Genomic DNA, 15,557 nt, shown 5'->3' on the forward strand with positions numbered 1-15,557 from the left:
AGCTACAGCATGAAATTACATACTATTAGCTTAAGTATCGCGCTTGCTTTAAGTAGCAGCGTAGCAAGCTTAGCATTTACTGCACCGGCCCAAGCTCATGATATGGTGCCAGGTGCTGTTCAACAAACACCTATTTTATTAACTGGTTTAACGGTGCATACCGTGGTTAATGGCCTGCAAGTGGATACCGACGTATTAATTGACCAAGGTAAAATTGCAGCAATTGGTAAAGACTTAACGGCACCGGCTGGCGCTAAAGTATTGGCGTTAGACGGTAAACATTTGTATCCAGGCTTAATTGCCTTAGCAAATCAGTTAGGCTTAATTGAAATTAGTGCCGTTAGAGCCACCAATGACAGCAAAGAAGTAACGAACACTAACCCTGATATTCGGGCGAAAGTGGCGTATAACGCTGATTCTGAAGTGATCCCGACTATTCGTAGTAACGGCTTTACTCACAGCATGATTTATCCAGCTGGCGCCATGTTAATGGGGCAGTCGAGCTTAATGCAGTTAGACTCTTGGAATTATCAAGATGCGGTGACTAAAGACGATACTGGTTTACATGTTAATTGGCCTAATGCTGATACTGTCGGTTCGCGTTGGAACCCAAAACCAGCAGATGAAGTACGTAAAGCTAACGCAAAACAGCTAAAGCAACTGCAGCAATATTTTGCCGATGCTAAAGCCTATTATGATGCTGAGCAAGAAGGGCTGAATTACGGTAAAGATTCGCGTTGGCAGGCGATGTTGGCATTGTTTAACGGCGAATTGCCATTATTTGTTCATGCCGATGATGCCCGGCAAATCCAGCAAGCTATGTTGTTAGCTAAGCAGTATAAGCTGGCATTAACCATAGTGGGTGGCCGTGATAGCTGGCGCATTGCTGATGAACTAGCCGCGAATAATGTCGCAGTCATTTATACTGCGCCGTTCGGTTTGCCGACTCGTGGCGATGAAAGCTATGCCCAAGCATATAAAACGCCTGCAGTATTGCAACAAGCTGGGGTTAAGTTTGCGTTATCGCTGGATGGCTATTGGGATACACGTAACTTAGTGTTTGCAGCCGGTCAGGCTATAAACTACGGTTTAACACCAGAGCAGGCTTTACGCTCGGTAACGATTAATGCGGCACAAATTGCCGGTGCTGATGCCAGTTTAGGCAGTATCGAAGTCGGTAAAGCCGCTAGTTTAGTGGTATCTGATGGCGACATCTTTGACTATATAACGCATAAAGTTAGTTATATGTGGATTGATGGTCGTGAAGTCGATTTAAATAACCGCAATAAGCAGCTACACGATAAGTATAAACAACGCATCAATTAAGATGCAGGTTTGTGTTTAAGTTAGAATAAAACAGTGCCGGCTTATGCTGGCACTGCAACTTTAACCACAACGTCGACTTTAACCACCAGACCGACTTTTAACCGCCAGACCATTTTGTTTTATAACCCTCTGCGTGCAAAATCTGCTCTAATAATTCGCGCTTATCGGCTTGAATTTCAATCACGCCATCTTTAACCGCACCACCACAAGCACACTTCTTTTTTAATATTGCGGTGAGTTCGACTAATTCAGCATGAGATTTAGCAATGCCGGTAATGGTTAATACCGCTTTACCCGCGCGACCTTTTTTCTCTCGGCGTAGCCGAAGTGCACCGTCTGGGTAAGCTGTACCTGCAGCTTTGTCGGCTTTTTGTGTCGGCACAGAGCCACCATCTGTAGAGTAAACAAGATTTTTATTAGCTGAATCAGCTGCATTAGGTGAAGTAGCTGTCTCAGTATGATTACTTTGGGCTTGCCAATCGGCGAGTGATATTTTTTTACTCATTTTGCAGGCTCATGTTATTTGCACTTTTAGCACAGTCGGTTTATTACTGTACGCTTTGCACTGTGCGGTTTTCTATACAGAATGTAAGCTTAAACACTGCAACGCTACTGAGCAAGAGTTTCAATACAAGGCTTGGTTTTTTATAGGTATCTGCTAGAATACAAAAATAACGTATAGGTATCTGGATGGCTAAAATGAATGGTGCAGCTTTAGAAAATATCAGTGCTACTAAAACCGCTACTAACACCGACACTGCGGTTGAAACTGGCAGCGCGGTTGAAACTAGCACTGTTGTAGCAAGCACTGCTGCTTTGCAAGATCAGAGCAGTTTGATAACGGACTATTTACAACAAAGTGGCTTAATACAGAATTATGCCGACTTAGTGACTGATATTGAGCCTTTAGTGGCAAAGCATCAGGCAGCTTTATCTCAGTTTTTACTAGAGCATACTGTGACTAACTTAAGATGGCAGTATCAAATTCCTGAGCTAGGTGAGGGCGGCGCTTGTTCTATCTTTGCCCAGCTGCAGCCAGAGCCCTATGATTTGATTAAAACCTTAAGTGCGGATAGTGCCAGATGCACTATTCACAGCACCACTGCGTTAACCAACTTGCAGGCAATTACCAATTATTACCAGCAACATACCAATTTAGATTGGTTTGGTATTTATCAAAGTAGAGTGAATCAGCAATCTGAAGCGGTATTAGTTAAACTGGCGTATTATGGCGCAGAATCACGGCCAGAGTTTCCATTGACAGTTGAATTTGCTGAATATAGTAATAATAGCACCGTGGGCTTATCTGGCGTGGCTAAAGTTATTAACAATGTAGCTGACTATGTCGCCGGCGGGGGGGAATATTATACCTGCGATCCTAAAGTAAGTGCTGAAGCGTGTTTGCCCTTATTTGACCAATCAGGCAAAATAGTTGGTATTATTGATGCCGAAGATTTTAATAATAACGTTTTTACTGCTGACGCCATCGCGTTACTTGTGGCTATTTGCATTACTGTGCCGCAGTACCTGCCTTAACTTCAGTTGTTGTAATCTCATTTAACCGTAGGTAGAACATTATGTTTGCTGATTTAAAAGCCGTGGCCACTGACCCCATTTTAGGTTTAATGGCGGCGTATAAAGAAGATCCTAATCCGAATAAAGTCGACTTGGGTGTGGGCGTATATAAAGATGAACAAGGCCATACTGCAGTATTAAACTGTGTAAAACAGGCCGAAGCATTACGGTTAAAACAAGAAGATAGCAAAACCTATATTGGTATGGCAGGAGATATTAACTTTAACCTGCATATGGAAAAATTAGCTTTTGGTTCTAGCCATAAGGCATTGTTAGCCGATCGTTTAACCACGGCCCATACACCTGGCGGTACCGGTGCATTGCGAGTTGCGGCAGAATTTATTAAGCGGGCTAATCCTGACGCTACTGTTTGGGTAACGACACCGACTTGGGCTAATCATATTTCGTTATTTCAAGCTGCAGGCTTAAAAGTAAAAGAATATGCTTATTATGATTATGAAACTCGTGGCTTAAATGAAGAGGCCATGTTTGCTGATTTAGCAAAAATACCTGCTGGTGATGTGGTGTTGGTACACGCGTGTTGTCATAACCCTAGCGGTATGGATTTAACCTTCGCCCAATGGCAACGCTTTACTGAGCTTGCTCAAGAGCGTGGTTTTACGCCATTAGTGGATATGGCTTACCAAGGTTTTGGTGCTGGATTAGATGAAGATGCGGCCGGTTTACGCCATTTAGCTGATGCGGTATCTGAGCTGATTTTATGCAGCTCATGCTCAAAAAACTTTGGTTTATATCGTGACCGTATAGGCGCGGTAACTATAATGTCGCAAAATAGTGCTCAAGCACAGAATGTTAAAACTAACTTATTAAGTGTTGTGCGTAGCATTTATTCTATGCCACCGGCGCACGGTGCTATTGTGGTTAGCCATATTTTAGACAGCACTGAATTAACGGCTTTATGGTATCAAGAATTAGCCGAAATGCGTAATCGCATTAATAGCTACCGTCAACTAATTATCGATAAGCTAGCTGCGCAAGGCGTAGAGCAAGACTTTAGTTTTATTACTCGCCAACACGGTATGTTTAGCTTTTTGGGCTTAACTAAAGCGCAAATTGCCCAGTTAAAAACCGATTACAGTGTGTATATGGTTGATTCTAGCCGGGTCAGTATTGCAGGTTTAAACCATAGCAATATTGATTACTTTGCTGCTGCCGTGGCTAGTGTATTAAAAGCTTAGCTAAACCATAATTGATACTATAAAAAAACCGGCTAGTTTATACGCCGGTTTTTTTATAACTCAACACTCAACACTCAACACTCAACACTAGCAGTAAGAAAGCTTCTGATGCTAGCGGCGACTTGTTTCGGCTCTGTCATATGGCAGTGATGGCCACCTTGTTGAGTAACTAATTTAAGCGTGCTGTAGGCCGCTGTGCGCTGCTGAATATCTTTATAGTATTTGCTATCAGTCGCTACAATAGCCTGCACAGGGCATTGTACAGCGTTAATAATGGCATCAGCTTGCTCGGGCGTATATCGATATAACGAGATATGGCGTAAACGCATATCTGCCCGCCAACTGACGCCCTTAGCATGAGTAATACTGCCGCGTTGGCTGAGTAACAACGCTTGCGCATAACTAAAATCACTTTGAGCCTGGCGCGCGGTGGCGGCTTGCTCTAAGTCTCGGTAATTAAGTTTACGCGGGGTACGATAACGCTGACGTGATGTAATGCCGCTGCGTAATTGCTCGGCCGCCTTGTCTGCGCTTTCGCTAATTAAGCCAATACTATCTATTAAAATGAGTCGACTAACTAATTCTGGAAAACTTGCCGCCAAGGCGGTAGCGATCATGCCGCCCATAGAGTGGCCAATAATGGTTAAATTTTGCCAACCTTGTTGCTGACATAAGCTGGCGATATCGTCTACCCAATCAACAAAGTGATAATGGCTATCCGCGCTGCGATGTGCTGAATGGCCATGACCGGCAAATTCGAATGCTAATAACGGTAAATCGGCTAACTCAGCCGCTAGAGGCAAAAAGCTAGCCGCATTATCTAACCAACCATGTAAACATAAAATAGGTGCTGCGCTACCTTTAATAGTCAGGTCAGAACAATTAGTTAAAGCGGTATGTACTAAGTGATTTAGTTCAAATTGTACGTTATGGATTAAAGGCATAATATGAGTAATCGTCTTATTTTACTTTTTGATTGGGTTAACTTAGCAGATTAGTCAGCTGAACCATAATTGTGATATTTGTCGCTGATTTGAGAATTTTTGAAATTATAGGTAATTACTCAATATTTATAGTTTTTGCATAAGAAAAAATAATTCATGGTTATTCATGGGAATTCATGGTCAAACCAGTATTGAGGTGTTTTTATGCAGCTAGGTAACAGTTTCAGATTACTATAACGCATAAATAGTGACTTAATTTGCATATTTAAAATAATTTATGCGATTTATGTGGCAGGTATTAAAAATTAAAATTGCCTAGCTTAATGCTAAATGAATAACATTGATTAGAAAATCTAATGCATTAGGGCTAGTTTATCTCGTTGGTCGATTGGCTGAAAAGTAGGCATAATAGCGCCATCTTAACTGCATCGCACTTTATCGAGGTTTTCATGACAACTTTAAACACAGCTTTAACCACTACAGTAAACACAACTGAAACTAAAACAGTACAACATTTAGTAGCAAACAACCCAGTTTCACGCAAAATACAAATGCGTAGACTTAACCATTTATTGGGTAAAGTAGGTAAAGCATTAGCCTTAAGCTCAATGGTGCATACTAAATAATTGCATTTGGCATAAGTAACATAAGTGACGTTAATGCAGTAAAAAAAACCACACTTATAATGATTAACAGTGTGGTTTTTTGGTTTTAAAGCTCAACTAAAAGGTTGAGCTGGCGTAAAAGTATCTTCTGTTATCTGCTCTTATATTCTTTTGTATTTAATGCGATGCGGCTCTAATGCTGCTGCACCATATGTGGCTTTTAACCAGGCTTCATAATCTGAGTAGTTACCTTCGAAGAAGTTAACTTGGCCTTCGTCACGGTAATCTAGAATATGAGTAGCTATACGGTCTAAGAACCAACGGTCATGCGAGATCACCATGGCGCAGCCTGGGAAGTCGAGTATGGCGTTTTCTAAAGCCCGCAAGGTTTCAACGTCTAAGTCGTTGGTTGGTTCGTCGAGTAGCAACATATTGCCGCCGGCTTTTAATAATGCGGCTAAATGTACTCGGTTGCGTTCACCACCCGACAAATCACCAATAAACTTTTGTTGATCGTTACCTTTAAAGTTAAAGCGGCCAACATAAGCTCGGCTTGGTATTTGATAGCTGCCAATTTGCAGAATATCTTGACCATCTGAGATCTCTTGCCAGACGGTGTTTTTTGGGTTCATGCTATCGCGGAACTGCTCAACACTGGCGATATTAACGGTATCACCAACCACGATTTCGCCTGAGTCTGGTTGTTCAGTGCCGCTAATCATTTTAAATAAGGTTGATTTACCGGCGCCGTTAGGTCCGATAATGCCGACAATGGCACCTTTAGGGATGTTAAAGCTTAAGTCTTCGATTAATAACCGATCACCATACGATTTACGCAAATTAGTGACTTCCAGTACTTTATCGCCTAAGCGTGGTCCTGGTGGAATAAATAGCTCATTGGTTTCGTTACGCTTTTGATAGTCTTGGCTTTGTAACTCTTCAAACCGAGCCATCCGCGCCTTACTTTTAGCATGACGGCCTTTAGGATTAGTGCGCACCCATTCCAACTCTTGTTTAATAGAGCGTTGGCGGGCGTTTTCAGTTTTATCTTCTTGCTGTAACCGGGCATCTTTTTGCTCTAACCAAGAAGAGTAGTTACCTTCCCACGGAATACCATAGCCGCGGTCTAACTCTAAGATCCAACCGGCGACGTTATCTAAGAAATAACGGTCGTGGGTAATAGCCACAACAGTGCCGGGATAGTCGTGTAAAAAACGCTCTAACCAAGCAACAGATTCAGCATCTAAGTGGTTGGTAGGTTCGTCTAGTAACAACATGTCTGGGCGTTCAAGCAACAAACGGCAAATAGCGACACGGCGGCGTTCACCACCAGATAAATGCTCTATTTTTGCATCCCATGGTGGTAAGCGAAGGGCGTCAGCTGCGCGCTCTAAGGTGTTATCTAAGTTATGGCCTTCTTTGGCTTGAATTAAGGCTTCAAGTTCACCTTGCTCTTTGGCTAAGGCATCAAAATCAGCGTCTTCTTCAGCATAGGCGGCATAGACTTGATCTAAGCGGGTTAAGGCATCTTTAACATCAGCCACCGCTTCTTCAACAATTTCTCGTACCGTTTTATTGGTATCTAATTGCGGCTCTTGCGGTAAGTAACCAATTTTTGTACCGGCGAGCGGTTTTGCTTCGCCTTCAAATTCAGTATCAACACCGGCCATAATGCGCAGTAGCGTTGATTTACCCGAACCGTTTAAACCCAAAACACCAATTTTTGCGCCGGGGAAAAACGATAACGAAATGTCTTTTAAGATCGTGCGTTTAGGGGGTACAACCTTTGAAACACGATACATTGAATAGATATATTGTGCCATGATGCCTTAATTCTAAATCTAATAAATAAGTACTAATGATTGTACGCCATTTTCACCAGACAAGGGAAGATCAGCAGTTGTTAGGGGTAACTTACTTTATGCTTTGATGGCGGTTATAATAGCCCAATAGATTACCTTTGCTGGTAATTGCCGGTATAAACAGCGACAAAGCAAGATATCACTCGCTTTTATAGCCTGATTTCTGGTCTAATAGTCATCAATAATACGTTGCACACAAGAAGGTAAATATGAGTCAATTTTCGCAAGATCCTATATTTTTACGTTTTGTCGAACTAGCAAAAACCCATGGTGTGGTTTATGTGTTGGCCGAAGGCGAAGATTTACTGGTTGTTGAGTCAGTAGAGTTTGAAGACACTGACGTTATGCCATTTTGGTCTAATGAAGCAGATGCTATAGCACATTGCTCTGAAGAGTGGTCGGTGTATAAGCCTGAAGCTATTCCATTAGATGTATTTTGCGATGGTTGGTTAAAAGAAATGTACGATGATGGTGTGTTAATTGGTACTGATTGGGACGAAAGTTTAAATGGTCCTGAAGTTGAACCAAGAGAGTTATTAGAAGCGTTAGCGCTGGTTCAATAAGCCGGCATAAAGTAACAAAACGCAAAATAGTAGTACAAAAAAGCAGTACAAATGTAACAGTACAGTAAGTGGCGTTGTGCAAAGTTACTCATTCTTGATGGGCTACTGAAAAAGGCTAAACATTTTATATTGGTAAACTGGTTAGCCTTTTACAACGTAATGATGGTATCTGAGGTGTTTTGGAATTGGTTATGTTATCAAAAGAAGCAACGTTAGTACGTGATACGCTAATCGCTCGGGGTTTAGAAACACCGATGCTAGATAATGGCTTATCGCGTGATGAAAAATACACTAAAGTAAGACAGCTTATGTCTGAAGTTGTCAGCACTCTAGGTTTAGATTTGCAAGATGACAGTCTAAATGAAACGCCACATCGTATTGCTAAGATGTATGTTGACGAGATCTTTGGTGGTTTAAATTATGCTAACTTCCCTAAGATGTCGCTGATTGATAATAAAATGCAAGTATCAGAAATGATTAAGGTAAAGGACATTAGCTTTACCAGTACTTGTGAGCATCATTTTGTTACTATCGATGGTTATGCCATGGTTGCTTACATCCCAAGCGGTCGTATTATTGGCTTATCTAAAATTAACCGTATAGTGCGCTTTTTTGCCCAGCGGCCGCAAGTACAAGAGCGTTTAACCCAACAAGTATTAGTAGCGTTGCAAACATTATTAGAAACCGACGATGTCGCAGTGACGATGGAAGCGGTGCATTACTGCGTGAAATCACGTGGTGTAATGGATGTGAACTCTAAAACCCAAACCACAGCCTTAGGCGGCAGCTTTAAAGATGACGCCCGTACCCGCGCTGAATTTCTAGCGAATAACGGCTAAGTTTGCTGCGCAAGCAGTAACAAGTTTCAAGTATATGTACGGATCGGTTTACCCACACTAACACGCCGTGAACCCATCCCTGGGGGCTCATTTCCGCCCGTCCAGGGCTGCAATGGTTAGTTTAGGCTAAAACCGCTCCTTAATAATTGTTCTTAGTCAGTCTATTCTCGACTGCTATCACTCAAAACTCAAAATTAAACACTCAAAATTAAACGCTCAACACTCAAGTGTATGTACGGATCGGTTTACCCACACTAACACGCCGTGAACCCATCCCTGGGGGCTCATTTCCGCCCGTCCAGGGCTGCAATGGTTAGTTTAGGCTAAAACCGCTCCTTAATAATTGTTCTTAGTCAGTCTATTCTCGACTGCCAGCACTCAACACTTACAACTCAACACTCAACACTAATAATTAGGCTGGCTTTGTGCTGTTTGCTACACTGCAATGCAATCAATACATACTTTATGTAACAAGGAGCAAGCTGTGCGCATTTATGCCGATGAAAATATGCCGTTAGTGCAGCAGTTTTTTTCTGATTTAGGCCAAGTGACGCTGTTTGATGGTCGAAATGCTTGTGCCCAGCAGTTAGCAGATGCCGATGTGTTATTAGTACGCTCGGTCACTAACGTTAATCAGACTTTATTACAGGCAAATTCAACATTAAGTTTTGTTGGCACAGCTACGATAGGCTTAGATCATATTGATCAGGCGTATTTAGACCAGCGGCAAATTCCTTTTGTAAACGCTCCAGGCTGTAATGCACAGTCGGTGGTGGAATATGTGCTTAGTAGCTTATGGTATTTAGCTCAGCGCTATCAGTGGCAATTGAGCGCTAAAACTATTGCTGTTGTTGGGGTTGGCAATATTGGCAGCCGATTAGCCAAGGCGTTAACGATATTGGGTGCTAAAGTGTTGCTGTGCGACCCGATAAGGCAGCAGCATGAGCCTGATTTTCCACATACTGATTTTTCTACTGTATGTCGAGAAGCGGATATTATTAGCTTTCATACCCCTTTACAGTCAGAAGGTGAGTTTGCCACTGAACATTTATTAAATGCACAGACCCTGGCACAGTTAAAGCCAGACTGCGCCATTATTAATGCTGCCCGAGGTGGTATTATTGATAATAAGGCATTGTTAGCCGAAGCTGAAAGCTTAGCGAAATTAGGCAAAAAACGGCCACTAGTGTTAGATGTTTGGGAGCATGAGCCAACTATTTTAATGCCATTATTGGCTTTTGCGGATATTGCTACGGCGCATATCGCTGGCCATAGCATTGAAGGTAAGGCTCGCGGCACCGAAATGCTTTATCAATCATTGTGTCAGCAGCTCAATATTGCGCCTAAATATCAGCTAAGCCAGTTTTTAGCCACTCCAGCAGTTGAAAAAGTGCAAATAAATCCAAATTTCGGGCTTCCAGATGTCCAAAGTTTAGCGAGACTGTTATATGATGTAGCGCGTGATGATGCTATTTTTCGTTATACGCTAAACAATAAAGGCTTTGATTGGATCCGCAAGACGTATCCAGCCCGGCGTGAATTTAGCTCGTTACAGCTTAGTGGTACTGCGGTGCCAAATTGGCTACTGCAATTAGGTTTTAGCCTGGAACAATAACAAAGAGGAACAGTCATGGCGTCGCAATTTAATGTTGCTGTTTTAGGTGCAACAGGGTTAGTAGGAAAACTCATTATTGAGTTATTAGAAGAGCGCGGTTTCCCAGTGGATACTTTATATCCGCTAGCCAGCAGTCGTTCAGCCGGCGGCACTATAACCTTTAAAGGTAAGATTATTAAGGTGCTAGATGCTGAGCATTTTGATTGGTCGCAAGCTCATATCGGTTTCTTTTCAGCAGGTGGCAGTGTTTCGGCTCACTTTGCACCAATCGCCGCTGAGGCTGGTTGTGTGGTGATTGATAACACCTCCCATTATCGCTATGAGCCTGATATTCCGTTAGTGGTGCCAGAAGTTAACCCGCAAGCGTTAGCTGATTATCGCAACCGCAATATTATTGCCAACCCTAATTGCTCGACTATCCAAATGTTAGTGGCGTTAAAGCCTATTTATGATGCGGTAGGTATTAGCCGAGTTAATGTGGCAACGTATCAATCTGTCAGTGGTGCGGGTCAAGAAGCGGTTGAAGCCTTAGCGCAAGAAACAGCCCAGCTAATGAATGGCCGGCCAATTGACAAAGAAGGTAAATTTGCGCGGCAAATTGCCTTTAACGTTATCCCGCAAATCGATGTGTTTATGGATAATGGCTACACTAAAGAAGAAATGAAAATGCATTGGGAGACGCAAAAAATATTTGCTGATGACCATATTGCCGTTAATGCAACAGCAGTACGAGTACCAGTTTTTTATGGTCATGCTGAAGCGGTGCATATTGAAACCCGTATGCCTATTAGTGTTGATGAAGTAAAAGCCTTATTAGCTAATAGTCCTGGTGTGGTGTTAGTGGAAAACAATGAAGAATTTCCCACTCAAGTGTGTTCTGGCACTGGCCAAGATCAAGTCTATGTTGGTCGAGTTCGCCAAGATTTATCGCATGAAAATGGCATTAACTTATGGGTAGTAGCAGACAACGTGCGCAAAGGTGCTGCGACTAACAGTATCCAAATTGCTGAATTGTTAATAAGTGAATATCTATAAATGATTGCATCAGAGCGATATTATTCGCTAAGCGAAGACAATTAATTGATATCTAAATTAGCTCCTGATGGGGCTAATTTTTTTTGCAGGTTTTAATTTGTGGCAGCTTTGTAGCAAGCTTGTTATCTTAATCCCAGTTTTACTATTATAAATATAGATTTTAATTCTGTTTTTTTTAATTAATGCAAAAAGTTGGAGCATAAATTGCTTGGCTTTTATCTGTTTAGGTTGTATTACAGTTATTTGCTCTATATTTAGGTATAGAAAGTTGCCAGAGTTGGCTAGGGGATATCAATGCCGGTGTTATTCGTTGTACTTTTTGCTCTGCTTGTCAATTTTTCGTCACCCTTGTTGGCGCAAGAAAATTCGTCATCGTTGCTGGCGCAAGAAAACTCTTTACCCTTGCTGGCGCAAGAAAATAATGTCCAGATCCGTGGCCCGCGTAGTACTGATACGTTAGCGCAGCAAACAACGATAGGCCCGCTACGTGCTAATGATACTTTATGGCGAGTTGCCGAGCGATTAAAACCCAGTGCTAATGTTAGTTTATATCAAGTTATGTATGCGCTGTATCAAAAAAATCCCGATGCGTTTTTAGATAATAATTTAAATCATTTAAAACCTAATGCGATATTAAATGTACCTACGCTGCGCGAAGTACAACAAGTCGATATTAATATTGCCAAACAAAAATCTGAGCAAGATGATAGGGCATGGAGCCAGCGGCAGCAAGCCGCTAAGGCCGCAACCGACGCCGCTAACATAGCGAAACAGCAACAGTCAGTAACGACTGCGCAAGCCCCCGCGCAATGGCAGCAAGAAATGCAACAAGTTGCCCAGCAGCAACGTAATGAACTAACTGAAATGCGTAACGAGTTTCATAACTCATTGCAGCAGGTACAAGGCTTAGTGGCTGAAAATCAGCAATTGAAAACCAGTTTAACCAGCATTGAAACAGAATTAGAGAACTTAAAAAATCAACTAAGCCAAGACAGCGAATTACAACAACAACTAAGTAGTTTATTAAGCCAACAGGCGGCATTGTTGCGGTCTAATGCCGAAATGGAAGCCAAAATTAATGATGGTTTTGATTGGCAACAAGCCCTTAAAAGCCCATTAGCCTGGGTGTTAGCGGCAAGTATTCCGGCCTTATTAGTGTTGTTTAGTGTGTTATTTATTATTAAACGTCGTGGCAAGCAAACTGAAGAGGCCGTAAATGCGGTGCAATTGGCTGATACACCTGATCCAAGTTATCAATCACCTTTACCACCGCTTAATGCAGATGATGATATTGATGAAAGCTTATTTGAATTAGACGAAGCCTTGTTAGATGAGTCTTTTGCAATGGACGATTTAAATGCCGAAGCGTTAAAAGCTGAGCCTTTGAATGATATTGAACCAACGCAGACTTTAGATGACGATGATCTGTTAGATTTTGACGATGAGTTATTGTTAGATGACGATAGTCTATTACCTGCAGCCAGTCCCGCTGTAGCCGACAGCAGTGAGCTTGAACCTTTTGATCCTGATCAAATACTATCTGATACCGATATTTCGGCTTTATTACTGGCTGAAGAAGATGATGACGCTATTATTGAGTTGGCTGATGATGAGGCAGAACCTGAAGACCAATTATTAGATGATGATGTTCTGACTATTGATGATGACGATGCGTTAATAGAGCAGCCTTTTAGTGCTGAAGATTTAGATTTAGCCGATGATTTAGTTGATGATTTGGACGATGAGCTTGTAGATGATTTTAGTCTTGAAACGGCCACTGCCGATGCGGTAACTGAAGACCTAGAACTAAGTGATGTTTTTACCGAAACTACCGAAACTACTGACTTTGACCCAGCAGTAACAGCTGAAACCATGGCCAGCGCTTTGTCTGATGCAGAGTTAATTGAACAAGCTTTCGCAGAGGATGCATTGCCAGAAGATGCATTAGCTATAGATGATTTAGACAATGACACTAATAAAAGAAATACAAGTAATGACAGCACTGCAGAAGCTGAGCTCGATGCTGCAATTGAGCATGCGTTAGCTGATGCTGATTCTAAAGATGATATTGATTCTATAGATGATACTAGTTCCAATATTGTTACTGAATTGGCAGATGATGATGTTGAAGTCGTCAGCATTGATTTGCCTGAGGAAGACGATAATTTAACAGAGCAAGCGCGAGAGTTAGCTGCAACCTTAAGTCAGGCCACTGGATCAGATACCTTAGTTAAAGCTGCAGAGGAGCAGGAATTAGCTAACGAGCCTGCTGTTGAATTAGGCAGTGAATATGACAGTGAATTGGCAAGTAACACGGATACAACCGGGATTGATGCTGATGATCTTACTGTTATTGATGAAGAGTCGTTTCAATTTGATAGCAGTAGTTTAGATGAATTTGCTGAAAGCTTAGCTCAAGAAGATGAACAAGCGCCAGATTTAGCGACTTCTGATGATGGCTCAGTAATAAAAGTTACCGATGCCAGCTTATCGGTAGAAAACCCTAGTGAGATGTTAGAGCAATACCCTGCTTTAGATTTATCAGATGATGATTTAAGCTTGGATATTGATGCGCTTACCAGTGCTGATTTAAATGCAGACGATTTTGCTCAATTAGGTGACGAAGCTGTAGAGCTTGATCCGCTAGCAGAACAGCAGTTTGACACCTTAATGGGCGAATTAGAGGCTATCGCTAGTAATGACGACTCGACTGAAAGCGAGAGTACTGATTTTGAGATTGAACATGCAGATATCACTAAACTTGAACAAAGCGTAAATACCGACTTTGATTTTGATGATGATGACTTTGTTGAAATTGACAAATTATTAGCTTCTAGCGAGCAACAAGAAACTGACCCTGAGCGATTTAATCACCTTAATGTTGATGTCGGATTAGATGAGTTTGCCGATGTAATAGGTATTAACCAGCCGCATGATGTGGATAAAGATGATAATGGTTTTGCGGCTAAATTAGACCTAGCTCGGGCGTATATTGAAATGGACGACCAAGAAAGTGCTGAACAGATTTTACAGGCTATTTTAGTTTCAGATGCACCGGAGCACGTTAAAACCGAAGCGAAAACATTAAAACCTAATTAGGCTGAATTATTAAAAATTTGCTGGCTTAAGGCTAAGCACTGTATAAATTTATGTTCTACGCTATAATCGCCGCGTTTTAACACAAGGGGTTAGTATGCGGATTGCATTAGGTATTGAATACGACGGCGCAGCGTTTTATGGCTGGCAACGGCAACTTGAAGTCAATAGCGTTCAACAAGAATTAGAAACTGCGTTATCAAAAATTGCCAACCAGCCAATAGTGGTGTTTTGTGCGGGCCGAACTGATGCTGGCGTGCATGCTACCGGACAAGTGGTTCATTTTGATAGCCCGGTAACACGAGACAATAGATCTTGGGTAATGGGCACTAATTCACAGTTACCTGATGCGGTTTCAGTCAGGTGGTCTAAGCCGGTAGCAGATGATTTTCATGCTCGCTTTAGCGCGACTGCTCGGCGTTATCGCTATATTATTTATAATCATAAATACCGTCCGGCAATTTTGCGCTCTGGATTAAGTCATTATCATCAAAAACTTGATACGGACTTGATGCAGCAAGGGGCCAATTATTTATTAGGTAAGCATGATTTTAGTGCGTTTAGAGCCTTGTATTGTCAATCCCGTTCGCCTGTGCGTACCTTGCATCACCTAACTATTACCAGGCATAACGACTATATTGTAATAGATATAAAAGCCAATGCGTTTTTGCATCATATGGTTCGCAATATTGCGGGTAGCTTACTTGAAGTGGGTATGCAGGTTAGGCCACCCGAGTGGATAGGCGAATTATTAGTGGAGAAAGATCGTGCCTTAGCCGCTGCAACGGCAAAGCCTGGTGGCTTATATTTAGTGGATGTTGACTATCCAGAACAATTTGCTATTCCAGCTTCAGTGGGTGGCCCATTGTTTTTGCCAGCCTAACCGCCACTACTAAGA

The 15,557-nt window shown here is 42.0% G+C and carries 13 protein-coding genes; 10 read left to right on the forward strand and 3 right to left on the reverse strand.

Going from position 1 to position 15,557, the window contains the following annotated elements:
- Positions 1-9: 9 nt before the first annotated feature.
- Positions 10-1,326, forward strand: a complete 1,317-nt coding sequence (locus tag BI198_RS06445) for an amidohydrolase family protein (protein ID WP_070048817.1) — start codon at positions 10-12, stop codon at positions 1,324-1,326.
- 97 nt (positions 1,327-1,423) lie between these two features.
- On the opposite strand, the gene BI198_RS06450 is transcribed toward BI198_RS06445, so the two are convergent.
- Positions 1,424-1,831, reverse strand: coding sequence for a translation initiation factor (locus BI198_RS06450; RefSeq protein ID WP_083256573.1), 408 nt, complete (start codon positions 1,829-1,831; stop codon positions 1,424-1,426).
- Positions 1,832-2,016: 185 nt separating this feature from the next.
- Between BI198_RS06450 and BI198_RS06455 the strand changes: the two genes are divergently transcribed.
- Both BI198_RS06455 and BI198_RS06460 read left to right on the forward strand, forming a co-directional pair.
- Positions 2,017-2,862, forward strand: a complete 846-nt coding sequence (locus BI198_RS06455) for a GAF domain-containing protein (protein WP_235605264.1) — start codon at positions 2,017-2,019, stop codon at positions 2,860-2,862.
- Positions 2,863-2,903: 41 nt separating this feature from the next.
- Positions 2,904-4,100, forward strand: a complete 1,197-nt coding sequence (locus BI198_RS06460) for an amino acid aminotransferase (RefSeq protein ID WP_070048818.1) — start codon at positions 2,904-2,906, stop codon at positions 4,098-4,100.
- A gap of 74 nt (positions 4,101-4,174) precedes the next feature.
- Here the strand turns inward: BI198_RS06460 and BI198_RS06465 are convergent, their stop codons facing one another.
- Positions 4,175-5,044: an alpha/beta fold hydrolase gene (locus BI198_RS06465; protein ID WP_070048819.1), complete on the reverse strand. Its 870-nt coding sequence runs from the start codon at positions 5,042-5,044 to the stop codon at positions 4,175-4,177.
- A gap of 449 nt (positions 5,045-5,493) precedes the next feature.
- Here BI198_RS06465 and BI198_RS15985 point away from each other — a divergent pair, with 449 nt between their 5' ends.
- A complete protein-coding gene (locus BI198_RS15985; RefSeq protein ID WP_158007090.1) occupies positions 5,494-5,670 on the forward strand; it encodes a hypothetical protein in 177 nt (58 codons plus the stop codon).
- A gap of 140 nt (positions 5,671-5,810) precedes the next feature.
- Here BI198_RS15985 and ettA read toward each other — a convergent pair whose 3' ends face one another.
- The gene (ettA, locus tag BI198_RS06470; RefSeq protein WP_070048820.1) at positions 5,811-7,472 is read right to left on the reverse strand and encodes an energy-dependent translational throttle protein EttA; all 1,662 of its coding nucleotides are present in this window, start codon (positions 7,470-7,472) and stop codon (positions 5,811-5,813) included.
- A 248-nt stretch (positions 7,473-7,720) separates the two neighbouring features.
- Between ettA and BI198_RS06475 the strand changes: the two genes are divergently transcribed.
- The 6 genes from BI198_RS06475 to truA all read left to right on the forward strand — a co-directional run bounded on the left by BI198_RS06475 (position 7,721) and on the right by truA (position 15,542).
- Complete coding sequence (locus tag BI198_RS06475) at positions 7,721-8,074, forward strand: DUF2750 domain-containing protein (protein ID WP_070048821.1); 354 nt, start codon at positions 7,721-7,723, stop codon at positions 8,072-8,074.
- Between the two features lie 191 nt (positions 8,075-8,265).
- Complete coding sequence (folE, locus tag BI198_RS06480; protein WP_070048822.1) at positions 8,266-8,913, forward strand: GTP cyclohydrolase I FolE; 648 nt, start codon at positions 8,266-8,268, stop codon at positions 8,911-8,913.
- Between the two features lie 484 nt (positions 8,914-9,397).
- Entirely contained in the window at positions 9,398-10,528 is a 1,131-nt protein-coding gene (locus tag BI198_RS06485; protein ID WP_070048823.1) for a 4-phosphoerythronate dehydrogenase, read from the forward strand.
- Between the two features lie 15 nt (positions 10,529-10,543).
- On the forward strand, positions 10,544-11,563 hold the full coding sequence (locus BI198_RS06490) for an aspartate-semialdehyde dehydrogenase (RefSeq protein ID WP_070048824.1): 1,020 nt from the start codon (positions 10,544-10,546) through the stop codon (positions 11,561-11,563).
- A gap of 294 nt (positions 11,564-11,857) precedes the next feature.
- A complete protein-coding gene (locus BI198_RS06495) occupies positions 11,858-14,662 on the forward strand; it encodes a FimV/HubP family polar landmark protein (RefSeq protein ID WP_070048825.1) in 2,805 nt (934 codons plus the stop codon).
- A gap of 94 nt (positions 14,663-14,756) precedes the next feature.
- Entirely contained in the window at positions 14,757-15,542 is a 786-nt protein-coding gene (truA, locus tag BI198_RS06500) for a tRNA pseudouridine(38-40) synthase TruA (RefSeq protein WP_070048826.1), read from the forward strand.
- Positions 15,543-15,557 lie beyond the last annotated feature (15 nt).

It is taken from the genome of Rheinheimera salexigens (assembly GCF_001752395.1).
GTDB classification, from domain to species: Bacteria; Pseudomonadota; Gammaproteobacteria; order Enterobacterales; family Alteromonadaceae; genus Alishewanella; species Alishewanella salexigens.